This is a genomic window from Acuticoccus yangtzensis (assembly GCF_001927245.1).
GTDB classification, from domain to species: Bacteria; Pseudomonadota; Alphaproteobacteria; order Rhizobiales; family Amorphaceae; genus Acuticoccus; species Acuticoccus yangtzensis.
The window spans coordinates 1095970-1111860 of the sequence record NZ_MJUX01000001.1; the positions used below are offsets into that span (position 1 = coordinate 1095970).

General features: G+C 68.3%; 18 protein-coding genes. 14 read left to right on the plus strand and 4 right to left on the minus strand.

Going from position 1 to position 15891, the window contains the following annotated elements; translation table 11 throughout:
• Window positions 1–80: 80 nt before the first annotated feature.
• Window positions 81–572: a pyridoxamine 5'-phosphate oxidase family protein gene (locus BIX52_RS04850; RefSeq protein ID WP_157956195.1), complete on the plus strand. Its 492-nt coding sequence runs from the start codon at window positions 81–83 to the stop codon at window positions 570–572.
• Window positions 573–643: 71 nt separating this feature from the next.
• Here BIX52_RS04850 and BIX52_RS04855 read toward each other — a convergent pair whose 3' ends face one another.
• Together BIX52_RS04855 and acnA are read right to left on the minus strand one after the other, a co-directional pair.
• Window positions 644–1051 carry a cupin domain-containing protein gene (locus BIX52_RS04855; RefSeq protein WP_083549463.1) on the minus strand — a complete coding sequence of 136 codons (408 nt, stop codon included), beginning with the start codon at window positions 1049–1051 and terminating at the stop codon, window positions 644–646.
• Between the two features lie 144 nt (window positions 1052–1195).
• Window positions 1196–4000, minus strand: coding sequence for an aconitate hydratase AcnA (acnA, locus tag BIX52_RS04860; RefSeq protein ID WP_075219788.1), 2805 nt, complete (start codon window positions 3998–4000; stop codon window positions 1196–1198).
• Between the two features lie 72 nt (window positions 4001–4072).
• Between acnA and ccmA the strand changes: the two genes are divergently transcribed.
• The 8 genes from ccmA (at window position 4073) to BIX52_RS04900 (ending at window position 9167) form a co-directional block, all read left to right on the plus strand.
• Window positions 4073–4753 (plus strand): heme ABC exporter ATP-binding protein CcmA, encoded by a 681-nt coding sequence (ccmA, locus tag BIX52_RS04865; protein WP_245803112.1) that lies wholly within the window; start codon window positions 4073–4075, stop codon window positions 4751–4753.
• Complete coding sequence (gene ccmB / locus BIX52_RS04870; protein WP_075219790.1) at window positions 4750–5409, plus strand: heme exporter protein CcmB; 660 nt, start codon at window positions 4750–4752, stop codon at window positions 5407–5409. The genes ccmA and ccmB overlap by 4 nt, the downstream gene beginning before the upstream one ends.
• Before the next feature lie 71 nt (window positions 5410–5480).
• Window positions 5481–6095: a DUF4269 domain-containing protein gene (locus BIX52_RS04875; RefSeq protein ID WP_281249177.1), complete on the plus strand. Its 615-nt coding sequence runs from the start codon at window positions 5481–5483 to the stop codon at window positions 6093–6095.
• A gap of 124 nt (window positions 6096–6219) precedes the next feature.
• Window positions 6220–6975, plus strand: a complete 756-nt coding sequence (locus BIX52_RS04880) for a heme ABC transporter permease (RefSeq protein ID WP_075219792.1) — start codon at window positions 6220–6222, stop codon at window positions 6973–6975.
• Complete coding sequence (gene ccmD, locus BIX52_RS04885) at window positions 6975–7130, plus strand: heme exporter protein CcmD (RefSeq protein ID WP_075219793.1); 156 nt, start codon at window positions 6975–6977, stop codon at window positions 7128–7130. The genes BIX52_RS04880 and ccmD overlap by 1 nt, the downstream gene beginning before the upstream one ends.
• On the plus strand, window positions 7120–7686 hold the full coding sequence (locus BIX52_RS04890; RefSeq protein ID WP_245803113.1) for a DsbE family thiol:disulfide interchange protein: 567 nt from the start codon (window positions 7120–7122) through the stop codon (window positions 7684–7686). Before ccmD ends, BIX52_RS04890 begins: the two co-directional genes overlap by 11 nt.
• Window positions 7683–8198: an NUDIX hydrolase gene (locus BIX52_RS04895; protein ID WP_205647694.1), complete on the plus strand. Its 516-nt coding sequence runs from the start codon at window positions 7683–7685 to the stop codon at window positions 8196–8198. Before BIX52_RS04890 ends, BIX52_RS04895 begins: the two co-directional genes overlap by 4 nt.
• Before the next feature lie 273 nt (window positions 8199–8471).
• Window positions 8472–9167 carry a DUF1223 domain-containing protein gene (locus BIX52_RS04900; RefSeq protein ID WP_075219796.1) on the plus strand — a complete coding sequence of 232 codons (696 nt, stop codon included), beginning with the start codon at window positions 8472–8474 and terminating at the stop codon, window positions 9165–9167.
• Window positions 9168–9211: 44 nt separating this feature from the next.
• Here the strand turns inward: BIX52_RS04900 and BIX52_RS04905 are convergent, their stop codons facing one another.
• The gene (locus tag BIX52_RS04905) at window positions 9212–9643 is read right to left on the minus strand and encodes a DUF6789 family protein (RefSeq protein WP_075219797.1); all 432 of its coding nucleotides are present in this window, start codon (window positions 9641–9643) and stop codon (window positions 9212–9214) included.
• Between the two features lie 186 nt (window positions 9644–9829).
• Between BIX52_RS04905 and BIX52_RS04910 the strand changes: the two genes are divergently transcribed.
• Both BIX52_RS04910 and BIX52_RS04915 read left to right on the plus strand, forming a co-directional pair.
• On the plus strand, window positions 9830–10561 hold the full coding sequence (locus BIX52_RS04910; RefSeq protein ID WP_075219798.1) for a Crp/Fnr family transcriptional regulator: 732 nt from the start codon (window positions 9830–9832) through the stop codon (window positions 10559–10561).
• Between the two features lie 16 nt (window positions 10562–10577).
• Window positions 10578–11828, plus strand: coding sequence for a glycosyltransferase (locus BIX52_RS04915; RefSeq protein WP_108676406.1), 1251 nt, complete (start codon window positions 10578–10580; stop codon window positions 11826–11828).
• Here BIX52_RS04915 and crtY read toward each other — a convergent pair.
• Window positions 11825–12982 carry a lycopene beta-cyclase CrtY gene (gene crtY, locus BIX52_RS04920; RefSeq protein WP_075219800.1) on the minus strand — a complete coding sequence of 386 codons (1158 nt, stop codon included), beginning with the start codon at window positions 12980–12982 and terminating at the stop codon, window positions 11825–11827. The two genes, BIX52_RS04915 and crtY, sit on opposite strands and share 4 nt — an antisense overlap.
• 64 nt (window positions 12983–13046) lie before the next feature.
• Between crtY and BIX52_RS04925 the strand changes: the two genes are divergently transcribed.
• The 3 genes from BIX52_RS04925 (at window position 13047) to sucD (ending at window position 15424) form a co-directional block, all read left to right on the plus strand.
• Entirely contained in the window at window positions 13047–13817 is a 771-nt protein-coding gene (locus tag BIX52_RS04925) for a fatty acid desaturase (RefSeq protein ID WP_075219801.1), read from the plus strand.
• Window positions 13817–14392 (plus strand): sterol desaturase family protein, encoded by a 576-nt coding sequence (locus BIX52_RS04930; protein WP_075219802.1) that lies wholly within the window; start codon window positions 13817–13819, stop codon window positions 14390–14392. Before BIX52_RS04925 ends, BIX52_RS04930 begins: the two co-directional genes overlap by 1 nt.
• Before the next feature lie 129 nt (window positions 14393–14521).
• Window positions 14522–15424 (plus strand): succinate--CoA ligase subunit alpha, encoded by a 903-nt coding sequence (gene sucD, locus BIX52_RS04935; RefSeq protein ID WP_075219803.1) that lies wholly within the window; start codon window positions 14522–14524, stop codon window positions 15422–15424.
• Window positions 15425–15891 lie beyond the last annotated feature (467 nt).

The following is a 15891-nucleotide window of genomic DNA, read 5'->3' on the forward strand; positions in this document are numbered from 1 at the left end:
CCTGTGCGACGCTTTGGCATCAGCTCGACGCAACTCTTGGCCCTTTCGCCCGTTCTTGCTGCAAACACGGAGAGATGGACATGGCAAACAGCGAAGAGCTCAAAGACAGGTTCTGGGATGCGCTGGATGACAGCCCGTTCGTCATGCTGGGTCTGGCCGGCGTCGACGATTCCCATACGCAGCCGATGACCGCGCAGTTCGATGAAGACCTGCCGAACACGCTGTTCTTCTACACCAATCGCCAGAACCGCCTGGTCCAGGCGCTGACGGTGTCACACGCCGGCGTGGTGCACTTTTCCGCCAAAGGGCATGACCTGTTCGCCTGTGTCCACGGCACGCTGTCGATCGACAACGACCCGGCGATCATCGACAAGTTCTGGTCGCCGGTGGCTGCGGCGTGGTTCGAGAAGGGCCGCGACGATCCGGACCTGACGCTGCTGCGCTTCGAGTGCGGCCCCGCCCAGATCTGGAAGGCCGGCACGGGCGAGTTCCTGCACTACATGGCGAATGCGCTGATGGGCCGGACCGCCGACGAGGCCGCCCGCAAGGACACGGTCGAAACCGTCTTCTGACGACGGCGAACAGCCGAGACGATGCGAAGGTGCCGATGATCGTTCCATCGGCGCCTTTTCGCGTTTGACGGTCAGGCGAGCTCGGTCTCGAAATCGGCCGGGAGGACGACCTCCAGAACTTCGCAATCGTCCGAAAAGTCGACCAGCCGGTGCCGAATCTTCGGCGGCTGCATCCACGCCGACCCGGCGTCCATACGCTCCGGCGGGTGGCCTTCCATTTCGGCCACCACCCAGCCTTTCAGCACGTACACCATCTGAAATTCCACGTCGTGCGTGTGCCAGATGCGCACGTCGTCGGTGCAGGGGCCGTGGAAGCGGATGACGTGGGCGACGGCGGCACCGGCCGACCCTTCCTTCATGCCGAGGTCGCGGTAGGAGGCGTAGGGGCGCAGGCCCGTCTCAAACGCGCAATCCTTGGCGTGGCTGAAGACGAACGTCTGCGGCGTCGGCTGGGTTTTGGTGTCCTCGGCAAGTGCCATCGCGCGTCTCCCTCTTATGATTGTTCGGCCATCATTAAGAGGCGCCCTCTTCGCTCACCGCAAGAGGGGCCGCAGAGGGCGCGCAAAAAAGGGGGCCGGAGCCCCCTTTCGCGTGCGTGAGACGTCGGTGCCGGCCGTGCGCCGTCAGCTCGCGCGCGAGCCGCCGGTTTCGATGCCCGCCGCGTCGGCGGCGCCGCCCTTGGCGAGACCGCGCAGCACGTAGTGCAGGATGCCGCCGTTGTTGTAGTAGGCGAGCTCGTCGGCGGTATCGATGCGAACGAGAAGCTCCACGTCCTTCGTGGTGCCGTCCTCGTAGGTGATCGAGGCGGTGATGGTCTGGCGCGGCTTCAGATCGGCGAGGCCGGAGATCGAAACCGTCTCCTTGCCGGTGATGCCGAGCGAGTCCCACGTGTCGCCGCCGGTGAAGACGAGCGGCAGAACGCCCATGCCGACGAGGTTGGAGCGGTGGATGCGCTCGAAGGATTCGGCGATGACCGCGCGCACGCCGAGCAGGCGCGTGCCCTTCGCCGCCCAGTCGCGCGAGGAGCCGGTCCCGTATTCCTTGCCGGCGAACACCACGAGATCGGTGCCCTCGTCCTGGTACTTCATCGCCGCGTCGTAGATCGGCATCTCGGTGCCGTCCGGCTGGTGGTAGGTCACGCCGCCTTCGACGCCCTTCACCATCTGGTTCTTGATCCGGATGTTGGCGAAGGTGCCGCGCATCATGACTTCGTGGTTGCCGCGGCGCGCACCGTAGGAGTTGAAGTCCCTGACGCCGACCTGATGCTCGGACAGGTAAGTGCCCGCGGGGGACGACGGCTTGATCGAGCCGGCCGGCGAAATGTGGTCGGTGGTGATCGAGTCCTGGAAGAGGGCGAGGATGCGGGCGTCCGCGATATCCTCGACCGCTTCCGGCTCCATGCCCATGCCCTCGAAGTAAGGCGGGTTGCGCACGTAGGTGGAGGACAGCGGCCAGTCATAAGTCAGGCCGCCGGAGACCTCCACCGCCTGCCAGTTCTCGTCGCCCTTGAAGACGTCGGCGTAGCGGGTGTCGAACATCTCGCGCGTGATGGCGGTGCGCACGAGGTCGGCGACCTCCTGCGTGGTCGGCCACACGTCCTTCAGGTAGACGTCCTGGCCGTCCTTGCCCTTGCCGAGCGGCTCCGTGGTGATGTCCTTGGTCATCGTGCCGAGCAGCGCGTAGGCGACCACCAGCGGCGGCGAGGCGAGGTAGTTGGCCCGCACGTCCGGGTTCACGCGGCCTTCGAAGTTGCGGTTGCCGGACAGAACCGAGCAGGCGACGAGGTCCTTGTCGTTGATGACCTTGGAGATCTTCTCCGGCAGCGGCCCCGAGTTGCCGATGCAGGTCGTGCAGCCATAGCCGACGAGGTCGAAGCCCATGGCGTCGAGATGCTCGGTCAGGCCGACCTTGGCAAGATAGTCGGTCACGACCTGGGAGCCCGGCGCCAACGAGGTCTTCACCCACGGCTGCACCTTCAGGCCCAGCTCGTGCGCCTTCTTGGCGACGAGACCGGCGGCGATCAGCACCGACGGGTTGGACGTGTTGGTGCAGGAGGTGATGGCGGCGATCACCACGTCACCATCGTTGAGGCGGTAGCTCTCGCCCTCGACCTCGTGGCCGGGGAAGGGCTCCTGCTCGTGGCCCGCGCCCTCGTCCATGTAGCGCGCCTCGGCGATCGACCCGTTGGCGGCCTCGGTGTTGGACTTGGAGCCGCCTTTGATGGTGGTGACGGCCTCCTTGAAGGCGGTCGCCGCGTCGGTCAGCGCAACGCGGTCCTGCGGGCGCTTCGGCCCGGCGAGCGAGGGGACGACGGTGGCGAGGTCCAGTTCCAGCGTGTCGGTGAAGACCGGGTCGGGCGTCGCGTCCGTCCGGTACATGCCCTGCGTCTCGGCATAGGCCTTCACGAGGTTGATGCGATGCTCCTCGCGGCCGGTCGAGGTGAGGTAGCGGATGGTGTCGTCGTCTACGGGGAAGAAGCCGCAGGTGGCGCCGTATTCTGGTGCCATGTTGGCGATCGTCGCGCAGTCCTCCAGCGACAGGGCGGAGAGGCCGGCGCCGTAGAACTCCACGAACTTGCCCACCACGCCCTTCTTGCGCAGCATCTGCGTGACGGTCAGCACCAGGTCGGTGGCGGTGGTGCCTTCGGGCAGCTTGCCGTGCAGCTTGAAGCCGATCACTTCGGGGATCAGCATCGAAATCGGCTGGCCGAGCATGGCCGCCTCGGCCTCAATGCCGCCGACGCCCCAGCCCAGCACGGCGAGGCCGTTCACCATCGTCGTGTGCGAGTCGGTGCCGACGAGGGTGTCGGGGAAGGCCTGCAGCTCGCCGTCGACGTCGCGCGTCCACACCGTCTGCGCCAGATATTCGAGGTTCACCTGGTGGCAGATGCCGGTTCCGGGGGGCACCACGCGGAAATTGTTGAAGGCGGACTGGCCCCAGCGCAGGAACTGGTAGCGCTCGCCGTTGCGGGCATATTCGAGGTCGACGTTCTGCTTGAAGGCGCTCGGCGTGCCGAAGTGGTCGACCATCACCGAGTGGTCGATCACGAGGTCGACTTCCACCAGCGGGTTGATCTTCTTCGGGTCGGCGCCGAGGGCCTTGGTCGCATCGCGCATCGCGGCAAGGTCGACCACCGCCGGAACGCCGGTGAAGTCCTGCATCAGAACGCGGGCGGGGCGGTAGGCGATTTCACGGTCCGACCGCTTGTCGACGACCCACTGGGCGAGCGCCTTGATGTCGTCGGCGGTGACGGTGTTGCCGTCCTCGTAGCGCAATAAGTTTTCGAGAATGACCTTCAGCGACACCGGTAACTTGGAAACGCCGGGAAGCCCGTTGCGCTCAGCGGCCTTGAGATCGAAAATGGTATAGGATTTTCCGTCCACATCCAGAGTGGTTCGGCTTTTGAAGCTATCGAGCGAACGGGTCACGCCAGGCCCCCTTCATTGGAACGATTTAGAAGTTGCCGCTATCAACGCCCAATCGCCGCTGCGATCAAGCTCTTGAACTCATCCGGATACAACTCGCGCGCCATGCTGACCCTCGAAATTGAAGACCTCGAGGTCGAGCGTGGCGGACGGCGCGTCCTGTCCGGTGTCGCCCTGACTGTGGCCGAGGGCAACGCCGTTGCGGTCGTCGGTGCCAATGGGGCGGGGAAGTCGACCTTTTTGCGCACGATCGCTGGGCTGATCCGGCCTGTGAGCGGCATGATCAGGCTCGTCCCCGCGGAGGGGCCGGCCTCGATCTTCATGCATATGGTCGCGCATCAGAACGGGATCAAGCTGCCCTTGAGCGCGGAGGAGAACGTGCGGTTCTGGGCCCGCACCCTCGGGACAGACGCGCCCGACCCCGCCGCGATCGAGGATGCGCTGGACCGCGTCGGCCTTTTGAAGCTCATCGAAACGCCCGCACAATTCTTCTCCCAGGGCCAGCGCCGGCGCCTGGCGTTGGCGCGGCTTCTGGCGGTGCCGCGCCCGGTGTGGCTGCTCGACGAGCCGACCGCCGGGCTGGACACGGCCTCGCGCCGCGCGTTCGGCGCGATCATGGCCGAGCATCTGGCCGCTGGCGGCATCATCCTCGCGGCGACGCACGAGCCCCTCGGTGTCGCCGCTGCGACGTTGGACCTCACCGCGAAGGGGTCCGCGGTCGCGGCGGGCCATACCGTGCAGGAGGGCGCACCATGAGCCTCGGCGCCATCTACCGGCGCGACGTGCGCATGGCCTGGAGCGCGGGGGGCGGCGGCCCTATCGGCGTGATCTTCTACCTCGCGGTGACGGCGGTGGCGCCGTTCGCGCTGGGGCCGGACCTGCCGCTTCTGGCGCGGATCGGCCCGGCGCTGCTCTGGATCGCCATGTTGCTGGCGCTGCTCCTCGGCTTGGAGCGGCTGTTTCAGGCGGACCATGAAGACGGCACGCTCGACCAGCTCCGCCTCGCCGACACGCCGCTCGTCCTCGTCGTTCTGGCGAAGGCGGCGGCGCATTGGACGGCGGCGGCCCTTCCCCTCATCGCCGCGACGCCGCTCGCCGGGATCCTCCTCAACCTCTCGCCGCGCCTGCTTCTCGTCACGCTTGCGAGCCTCGTCCTGGGGACGCCGGCGCTGGCGCTCATCGGCGCGGTGGGGGCGGCGCTGGCGGTCTCGTTGCGGCGGGCGGGCGTCCTCATCGCCATTCTCGTCTTGCCGCTCTCGATTCCGGTCGTCATCTTCGGCGTCGGCGCGATCGAGGCGGCCGCGTCGGCCCGTTCGGCAGGGCCGTCGTTCGCCCTCCTCGGCGCGCTGACGCTGGTGTTTGCAGTCGTCGGCCCGCTCGCGGCGGCGGCCGCACTGCGGGAGGCGGATTGATGTCGAGGGGCCGGCCGCCCGGAATGCGGACGCCGGGGGCGCAGCCGACGCCCGCCGGGCGGTTGTCTCGCATGGCCGCGTGGGGCGATTCAAGCGGCGCCCAAGGGGCCCGTGCGACCCGCTCGGCGCGGTCCCGCTCGCCGTGGGCCGGCCGGCCGACCTGGCCCGACGCGCTCGACCGAACGGGGCTGATGACCAACCTCATCCCCTTCGCTCCGCGGATCGCCGGCGCCCTGCCGATCAGCCTCGGCCTTGCCGACAGCGGGGTCGAGATCCTGTGCCACGCCGACGACCCGAACGAGATCGCCGAGATGCTGTGGCGCAGCTACCGGCTGACGCAACGTTTCGCCCTGTCGCGCGCCGCACAGGCACCGCATGCGACGCACTGCTACTTCCACGCCTTCGGCTGGGCCTTCCACATCTCCGGGTCGGCGCTTCCGGTGCGCGAGCAGCCGGCTCAGCGTATCCTCGACCTCGAACAGAGGCTGCTGCGGTTCGGTGCCGCGGCGCTGCGTCACAGCGTGATGGAAGCACGGCGCCGCGGCCTGTCGACCGAGGCCGCCTTCGCATCGGTGCTGGGTCTGAGCGGCGATCCGAACACTGCCGTCATGGGGCTGTGCGGGCTGACCGACCGGCAGATCTGCGCGCTTCTGGCGGATGCGGGGTTCGTCCCGCCGCGCCCTTGAGCGCCCAGTAAGCGGGCCGGGTGGCGCAACGCCGCTCCGGCGCCGATGCGCCCCGCCCTCACCCTTTCGGCGGACTTTGAAAGTGGAAGTGGACTGATTAGGATCGCCGCCGACAGGAGTTGCGATGTCTGCTGTGAGTGAATCGGCCGTCAAGCGGCCCTCGATCATCAATCCGGGCCGCTTTGCGGGGATCGCCGACAGGGCGGTGCCGATCCTCGGCGCGCTGACCGCGGCGTCGTTCGCGGTCGGGCTCTATTTCGCGCTCTGGGCCTCGCCTGAGGACTACCAGCAGGGCTCCACGGTGCGGATCATGTATATCCACGCCCCGTCCGCCTACATTGCGCTGATGGCCTATGTGGTGATGACCTCGGCCGCCCTCGGCACCCTCGTCTGGCGCCATCCCTTGGCCGACGTCGCCGCCCGCTCGGCCGCCCCCATCGGCGCCGCCTTCACGTTGGCGACGCTCGCTTCGGGCGCCATCTGGGGTAAGCCCATGTGGGGCGCGTGGTGGGTGTGGGACGCGCGGCTGACGTCGATGCTGATCCTCTTCTTCATGTATCTCGGCCTCATGGCCCTGTCGCGGGCCATCGAAGAGCCGGTGCGCGCCGCAAGGATCACCGCCATCGCGACGCTGATCGGCTTCATCAACATTCCGATCATCAAGTTCTCCGTCGACTGGTGGAACACGCTCCACCAGGGCGCCAGCGTGATGCGGCTCGACGGGCCGACGATGCCGGCCTCCATGCTCACCCCTCTCTTGGTGATGGCGCTCGCCTTCACCCTCCTCTTTCTGACGCTGCATTTGGCGGCGATGCGCACGGAGCTGATCCGCCGCCGCGCCCGCTCGATCCGCATGCGCACGGCCCGGAGCGCCGACTGATGGGCGATTATGCCGCTTACGTCATCTCAGCCTACGTCATCGTCTTCGGCACGATCGTCGGGCTGATCGGGTGGACGGTCTGGGGACGCACCGCCGCGCGGCGTGACCTTCAGCGCGCCGAGCGGGCGGCGGAGAGGGCGACCCGTGCGCGCTAGCCGTCTCCTTCTCGCCGTTCCGCTCGTCCTGTTCGCGGGGCTCGCGGCGGTGTTCGCGCTTCGCATCGGCAGCGGTGCGGACCGCGAGGCGATCCCCTCCGCCCTCATCGACCGTCCCGCCCCCGCGGCGACCTTCGCCCCGCTGAACTCCGGCGGGCCCGGCGTGTCACCGGCGGACTTCGACGGCAAGGTGACGCTCGTCAACATCTTCGCGTCCTGGTGCGCGCCGTGCCGGGTGGAGCATCCGCTGCTGGTCGAACTCGCCAAGACGCCGGGGCTGACGCTGGTCGGCATCAACTACAAGGACAAGCCGGACGCGGCGCGGGCCTTCCTCGCCGAACTCGGCGACCCTTATGAGCGCGTCGGTGTCGACCCGGAGGGACGCGGGGCGATCGACTGGGGGCTGACCGGCGTTCCCGAGTCCTTCCTCATCGACGCCGAGGGGCGGGTTCGGGCCAAGCACGTCGGCCCGCTGTCGGCCGAGGCGCTGGAGGGGAGCTTCGGCGCGGCGATCTCCGCCCTTCTGGCGCGCCAGAGCGAGGCCGCCGGATCGTGACACCCTCCTTCACCCGCCGCGTCCCGGACGGGGACACGGTGGCGCGCGCGGTGTGCGACACGTGTGGCTTCATCGCCTACGACAATCCCAAGATCGTCGCCGGCGCAGTGGTGCGCGTCGGCTCGCGCATCCTCCTGTGCAAACGCAACATCGAGCCTGCGCGAGGCCGCTGGACGCTTCCGGCGGGCTACCTCGAGAACGGTGAAACGCCCGAGGAAGGGGCGCGGCGCGAGGCCTACGAAGAGTCCACCGCGGCGATCAAGATCGACGGGCTGCTCGCGATCTACACGATCCGCAGATTGTCGCAGGTGCAGATCATCTACCGGGCACATTTGGACGATGGCGTGTTCGCGCCCGGCCCGGAGAGCCAGGCGGTTGCCTTATTCGAACCCGACGCGATCCCCTATGACGAGATCGCATTCTCCACCGTTCGCTGGGCTCTGGCCCATGAGCGGCAGCCGGGAGGGCCGTTCACCAACCCGGACAATGTGGAGCCGAGCGGACCGGAATAAGGCAAGATCACGATATCTCGTTCGCCCTGTCACCTTGCGTTGATTGGAAAGCGCTGCCTTCGCAGTCTAAATATGCCCTGCGGCGTGTGTTGCACGATGCGGCCATGATCAACGTCCGCGGTCCGGTGCCCGATGGCGCTTTACTGCGGACTATGGAGCGATTTTATGCACCGATTGTCTCATGCCGCCCGAGCCGGACTTGGGTTGCTGTTCGGCATTGCGGCGTTGGCGAGCGGACCTGCAGCGGCCGACCAAGCGAAACCTAAAGCTGTTTTGGAATTGTTCACCAGCCAGGGCTGCTCGTCCTGCCCCGCGGCGGACAAACTGCTCGCCCGCTATGTGGAGCGCGAGGGCGTTCTGGCCATCACCCTGCCGGTCAAGCTGTGGGACTATCTCGGCTGGGCCGACACGCTGGCGACGGAGATCAACACCAAGCGGCAGATGGCCTATTCCGTCGCCCGCGGCGACCGCGACGTCTACACCCCACAGCTTGTCGTCAACGGAACCGAGGCAATGCTGGGGAGCGACGAAGCGGCCATCGATTCGGCGCTGAAGCGGACCGCCCTGCCGCTGCCGATCGACCTCGAACTGCGCAGCGGCGTTCTCTCCATCCGCGTCGGCGAGAGCGATGTCGATGTCGCCAACGCCACCATCTGGCTCCTCGTGGTGGACGAGAAGGTGTCCGTTCCCGTCGACGCGGGCGAGAACCGCGGCCGCAAGCTCAGCTACTATAATGTCGTGCGGGACATGCGCCCGGTGGGCATCTGGAAGGGGATGCCCCTGTCGCTCGAGCTGCCGCTGTCGGATATCGAGAAGCAGGCCACCACCGGCAGTGTGGTGATCGCTCAGGTCGACACCTTCCGCGGGCCGGGGCGCATCATCGGCGCCGCGAAGATCGACGAGCTGTTTCCGGCCCGCACCGTCGGCAGTGTCGGCGGCACCTTCTCCTTCACACAAGGGCTGCGCTGAAGCGCGAGGGCGTCGAGGCCCGCGGTGCGGACGGCTCGTCCGTTTCAGGCGGTGCGGCCGCCGAACGCCGCGTAGCCGACGCCCAGAACGGCGCCATAGACGAGGTTCAGCCCGGCCAGCATGCCCATCACGCGCCCATCGAGGTCGGTCATGAAGAGTTCGTGGCCGACGAGCGGGGCGAAGACGACCATCATCACCAGCCAGGTGAGGATGCCGAAGCTGATCCCCTCCACAAGGCCGTTGCCCGGCAGGATCGGCTGGATGAGCGCGAAAATCACGCCGTAGACCAAAATGCCCAGGATGACGTGGGAGGCCCACACGCCTTCGGTGCCGGACGGCATGCCGATGCGGGTGTTGAAGCTGGAAATGTCCGCCAGGAGAGGCACTTGAGGCAGGTCGAGCGCCTGTCCGTTCATGAAGATCAGCGCGGATGCGACCGCCGTCGCGATCAACGCGGCAAAGATTGCGCGTGCCATCAGCTTAACTCCCCGCAGGATTCGCGTCGTCCGCAACGCTGATCGCCCAAGGGGCGCCCATTGTCCAGCGACGGCCGAGGGTGTCAGAGTGGAAAGGTTGCATAAATCGCCTCTCTGACGTCATACACAGATGTCGTCGGTTTCAGGCACCGGCACTGGGCTGCTGAGCGGGAAGATTGAGACACTGTGGTCGATAGTTGCCTCGTTGCAAAGTTGGGCCGGTACGCCGCGCTCTCCGAACACGACAAGCAGCTCCTCGTGGCGCTTGAACGTGACGAGAGGGAGTACAAGAAGGACGAGGTGGTCACCCAGAGCGGCCACCGGATCAACGAACTCTATGTCCTGAAATCGGGCTGGCTGACGTCCTATTCGCTGCTGGACGACGGCCGCCGCCAACTCCTGCGGCTGTTTTATCCGGGCGATATCGTCGACCTGGCCGAGATTGCTCTCGTGCGTGCGCGGCATGACGTGAAGTGCCTGACACCGGCGGTGCTGTGCCCCTTCCCCAAGTCGGGGCTGGAGCCGCTCTTCGCCCAGTCGCCGCGCCTCACCGCGCTCCTCTTTTCGATGACGGTGCGCGAGAATTCCACGCTTTTGGACCGGATCCGCGCCGTCGGCCGGTTCAGTGCCTACGAGCGCGTCTGCTATCTGCTCCTGGAGATCGGCTACCGGCTCAACGCGATCGACGACGCCAAGGAGGACGGCGGCTTCCGCCTGCCGCTGACGCAGAGCGATATCGCCGATCTTCTCGGCCTCACCAACGTCTACGTGTCGAAGACGATGTCGCGCATCGAGCAGGACGGGCTCATTCGGCGCGACGGCAACCGGGTGCGCATTCTCGACCACGCCCGCATGGTGGAGCTGTGTGATTTCAACGGCGAGCCGCTGATCGACACGAGCTGGTTCCCGGTCCTCTAGGCGGGGCGTGACGGCGATGAAGGTCGTCTTCGCCAGCCACGGATCGCTCGGCGATCTGGTGCCGTTTTTGGAAATCGGCAAGGTGCTGCGCGCACGCGGTCATACGGCGCTGGTGGCGACCCATTCCGCCCACCGCGGCGCCGTGGAGGGGGCGGGTCTCCTCTTCGCGCCGATGCGCCCGGACAGGCCGCACGACCCCGCCTTCCACCGCCGCTTCATGAATCCGCTGCGTGGTCCCGCCTTCGTTTATCGTAACTTTCTCGTCCCGGCGATCAGGGAGAGCGACCGGGATCTGACCGCGGCGACGGAGGGTGCCGACATTCTCGTCAGCGTCACCTTGGCGCTGGCGGCGCCGCTCGTCGCCGCGCGGCGGGGGCTGCCGTGGCTCTCGGCGGCGTTTCAGCCGGCGATGCTCTACAGCGCCATCGACCCGCCGAAGCTTGCCATGTTGCCGCTGGTGAGGGGCTGGGCGGACTATAATCGCCGGGTGCTCGCCTATGCCGAAAAGGGCGTTGAGGCGTGGGCGCGGCCCCTCGCCGCCTACCGCGCGGCAGAGGGTCTCGGCGACTATGCCGCCCACCCCGCCTTTCGCGGCCAGCACTCGCCCGAGGGCGTGTTGGCGCTCTATTCGCCGCTGTTCGGCACCGTGCCGGCGGACGCGCCCGCGGGGACGGTGCAGACCGGCCAAGTCCTCCAGAGCACTCCCGCGGGCGAGAGGCTCGCCCCTTCCCTTTCAGCCTTCCTCGCGGACGGGCCGCCGCCGGTGGTCTTCACCCTCGGCTCGGCCTCGGCGCATGTGGCGCGGCGCTTCTTCGCGGCGAGCGCTGCGGCGGCGGCGCGGCTCGGCGTGCGGGCGCTGCTCCTTGTGGGGCGCGCCGAGAACGCCGCCGGGCTGCCGCAGCGTGACGGGCTGATGGTGGCCGAGACGGCGCCCTATCAGGCGGTGTTCCCGCAGGCGGCGGCGGTGGTGCACCAGGGCGGCATCGGCACCATCGCGCTCGCCATGGCGGCGGGCGCGCCGATGGTGTGCGTCCCCTTCGCCCACGACCAGCCGGACAATGCGGCGCGCGCGGTGCGGGCGGGTGTCGCGCGGATCGTGCCGCGCTGGCGCTATGGCGTCTCCGCCGCGCCCGCCCTCGCCGACGTTCTGGCCGACGAGGCGATGCGGGAGGCCGCCCGCTCCGCCGCACGCACGATCACCGCCGAGCGGGGCGCCGAGCGCGCGGCGGACGTGATCCTCGCCCACGCCGCCGCGCGCCTCAGCTAGCGCGCGGCGCTTTCGCTAAGCACCTTCAGCGCCCCGGCGATCGGCACGGGTGGCTTGCCGGCGAGGAGGTGCATCCGGTCGAGCGCGGTCAGTCGTCCGGCATAAAACCGCTCGATGAGGGGCTGCGGCAGGCGGTGGAAGCGGGCGAGGATGGTGTGGCGATCCTCCGGCCGGCCCGCCAGGAAGAGCATGCGGTTCAGCAGTCTCTCGAAGCGCGTGGCGGCGAAGTGCTCGGCGACGATGGCGCCCATTTCCGCCCTCAGCGCGGCGCTTGTCACCGGCCCGGGCCGATGCGCGAGACGAAGTGCCGCACGCACCGCGAAGGGCAGCGAATAGCTCGTCACCGGGTGGAAGAGCCCGGCTCTGAGGCCCGCGGGAACGGGACCGTCCGGCGGCGCGGCGGCGGCCCAAAGAGCCGCGTGGTCGCCCGCCAGCACCAGCGGTAGCGAGCCCTGCTCCTCCTCCGCGGTCTCGGCGATGGACCAGCCGCGGGCGGCGGCATAGAGAGCGATGCGCTCCCTCAGCACCTCCCGCGGCACGGCGGGGCTTTCGGTATAATAGGTGTCCTCGATCAACAGCGTGTCGGCGCTGAAGGGGAGCAGATAGACGAAGCGGTAGGCCCCGTGCTGGGCGACGGTGGCGTCCATGATCGTCGGCCGGGTGAGACCGTGCGGGGCGGTCAGGCGCACGGTCTGGCCGAGAAAGGTCTGGTAGCGCAAGGCGAGGCCGGGGAGCGCGGTGGGACCGCGCGCGTCGACCACCGCGTCGGCGCCGAGGCGCGTTCCGTCCTCCAGCGTGGCGCCCGCCGCGTCGAGGCTCTGCACCCGGGTGCCGAGGCGCACGCGGTCCCCCAGCCGGGCGCGGGCGGCGCGGTCGAGGCTCGCCGAGGTGATCGAGCGGTAAGGCGTCGACAGGGTGCGGGTCAGCCCCTGGAAGGCGACGTCGTAACCGCTCCAGCGGTGGGCGACGAGCGGATCGGTGAGGTCCGTCCCTGCGGCATCGAGATCGGTCGCGTAAAAGCTCCAGGTGTGGCGTCCGCCCAGATGGGGCCCCGCCTCCAGCAGCGTCACGTCGACATCGGCCCGCGCGGCGAAGGCGAGAGCGGTCAGCGTGCCCGCGAGCCCGCCCCCTGCGATGATCAGTCTATGCCTCATCCCCTCGCCATGCACCGGCAGGTCCGCTATCTCAAGGTCCGTCTTTCAGCCGCCGGACGGATCCATGACAGCACAGCGCCAGCGCCTTATCGACACTGCGACCGGCATCGGCCTGGCGCTCTGCGTGATCGGGGCGTGGCTCGCGGTGCACATCACGGCGATCTTCGCGGTGGGCTGGTCCCGGACGCCGCTCGTCGTCGCGCTGGCGGTGATCGCGGTGCAGACGTGGCTCTCGGTCGGGCTCTTCATCATCGCTCACGACTGCATGCACGGCTCTCTGGCGCCGGGGCGGCCGGCCGTCAACCGCTGGTTCGGCCGGGTCGCCCTCGCCCTCTACGCGGCCTTCTCGTACGATCGGCTGCTGCCGAAACATCACCGTCACCACAAGCGGCCCGGAACGGCGGACGATCCCGACTTCTGTCCCGACGCGCCGACCGCCTTCCTGCCCTGGTTCATCCGCTTCTTCCTGAACTATTATGGCTGGCGCGAGTTCGCCGCGATGTCCGTCGCGGTGGCGGTCTATATGGCGCTCACCGGCGCGGCGTTCGGCCCCTTCCTCGCCTTCTACGCGCTGCCGGCGATCCTGTCGGCGGTGCAGCTCTTCTATTTCGGCACCTACAGGCCCCACCGGGTGGACGAGGACGACCCCTTCCACGACCGCCACAATGCCCGCACGGACGGCTTTCCGGTGTGGCTGTCGCTGCTGACGTGCTTCCATTTCGGCTATCACCACGAGCACCACGTAACGCCGGGCGTGCCCTGGTGGCGCCTGCCGCAGGCGCACCGGGCCGCGACCCGGGGCGACACGGGCGGTGCGGGGCTGGCGGCGCGGTGATGGTCTACGTGGTCAACACGCTCATCGTCCTCGTCACCGTGGTGGCGATGGAGGGGTTCGCCACCGTGGTGCACCGCTATTTGATGCACGGGTCGCTCGGCTGGGGCTGGCACCGCTCCCACCACGAGGAGACCGAGGGACTGTTCGAGCGGAACGACCTTTATGCGGTGGTGTTCACCGTGCTGTCGGGCGCGTTGATCACCTTCGGCATCGCCGGGGTGTGGCCTCTGCGGCAGGTCGGCATCGGGTTGATGGTCTACGGGATCCTCTATTTCATCGTCCACGACGGGCTGGTGCATCAGCGCTGGCCGTTCCGCGTGACGCCCAAGCGCGGCTACCTGAAGCGCCTGGTGCAGGCGCACAAGATGCACCACGCGGTGGACGGGCGGGACGGGTGCGTGTCCTTCGGCTTCCTCTACGCCCCGCCGGTGACCGCGCTGAAGCGGCGGCTGGCGGGAACGGGTGCGCTCGCGGGACGGCGCGGGACCGCCGCCGGGCCCCGCCGCAGCCCCTTCGACGGCGGCGAGCTGAGCCGAGGGCGGGGCGCGGAACTGGGCGGCAAACTGCAGGATTGACCCGCTCTGCGCGCTTTTCACGCGCCGGGCGGCCTATTCGGGCACCTAAGTGGTTGCAGCCGGCCCCCCTCTGGTCTAGCGAACAGACGCGTTTCAACGCCCTGCCGGAATCCGGAGACCACTGACCTTATGTCCATCCTCGTCGACAAGAACACCAAAGTCATCGTGCAGGGCCTGACCGGCAAGACCGGCTCGTTCCATACCAACCAGGCGCTCGCCTACCACGGCACGCAGATGGTGGCTGGCGTGCACCCCAAGAAGGGCGGCGAGACGTGGACGGCCGAAAGCGGCCAGGAATTGCCGATCTATGCGACCGCGGGCGACGCGAAGGAGGCGACCGGCGCCAACGCTTCGGTGATCTACGTGCCGCCCGCAGGGGCCGGCGCTGCGATCATGGAAGCGATCGAGGCGGAGATCCCGCTCATCATCTGCATCACCGAGGGTATCCCCGTGATGGACATGGTGAAGGTGAAGGCCGCGCTGGACCGCTCGTCCTCGCGCCTGATCGGCCCCAACTGCCCCGGCGTCCTGACGCCGAACGAGTGCAAGATCGGCATCATGCCGGGCTCCATCTTCCGTGACGGTTCGGTCGGCATCGTGTCGCGCTCGGGCACGTTGACCTACGAGGCAGTGTTCCAGACCTCGGCCGAGGGCCTCGGCCAGACCACCGCTGTCGGCATCGGCGGCGACCCGGTGAAGGGCACCGAGTTCATCGACATGCTGGAGATGTTCCTCGCCGACGACGAGACGAAGTCGATCATCATGATCGGCGAGATCGGCGGCTCGGCCGAAGAGGACGCGGCCCAGTTCATCGCCGACGAAGCGAAGAAGGGCCGCAAGAAGCCGATGGCGGGCTTCATCGCCGGCCGCACGGCGCCTCCGGGCCGCACCATGGGCCACGCCGGCGCGGTGATCTCCGGCGGCAAGGGCGGTGCCGAGGACAAGATCGCGGCGATGGAAGCGGCGGGCATCAAGGTCTCCCCCTCCCCCGCCCAGCTCGGCAAGACGCTGGTCGAGGTGCTGAAGGGCTAAGCCCTCCCCGCACACACCGTCTTCAAATGCCGGCCGCCTTCGAGGTGTGGCCGGCATTTTTCGTTTGGCCCCGTGCAGCCGGATCCGGCGGCGGCTTCGCGGGGGGCGCGTGCCCATTTGCCCGTCCGGTCAGTCTGGCCATATTTCGGCCATTCGCGCTATCGTGCGCGCCCCACGCGAACAGCCCGCCACAGAGCGGGCAACGGCGCATGGGGAGGAGGAGACTTTTCCATGTCGAAAGACGAACCGCCGATGCGCCCCGCATCGGCGCCCGCGGTGCTGGCGACCCCTACGGACACGCCCGCCGCCCGCCGACCCCTGCGCAGCCCCGGCGACGCAGGCCATCCAACGGACCCCCGCGCAAGAAGCCGCGTTCGCGACGACGAAACGGCGGATGGTGATACGCAAGACACCCGTCCCCGCCGCACGCGTCGACGGCTTGTGCGGCGTGATCGCGAGTGGGACGA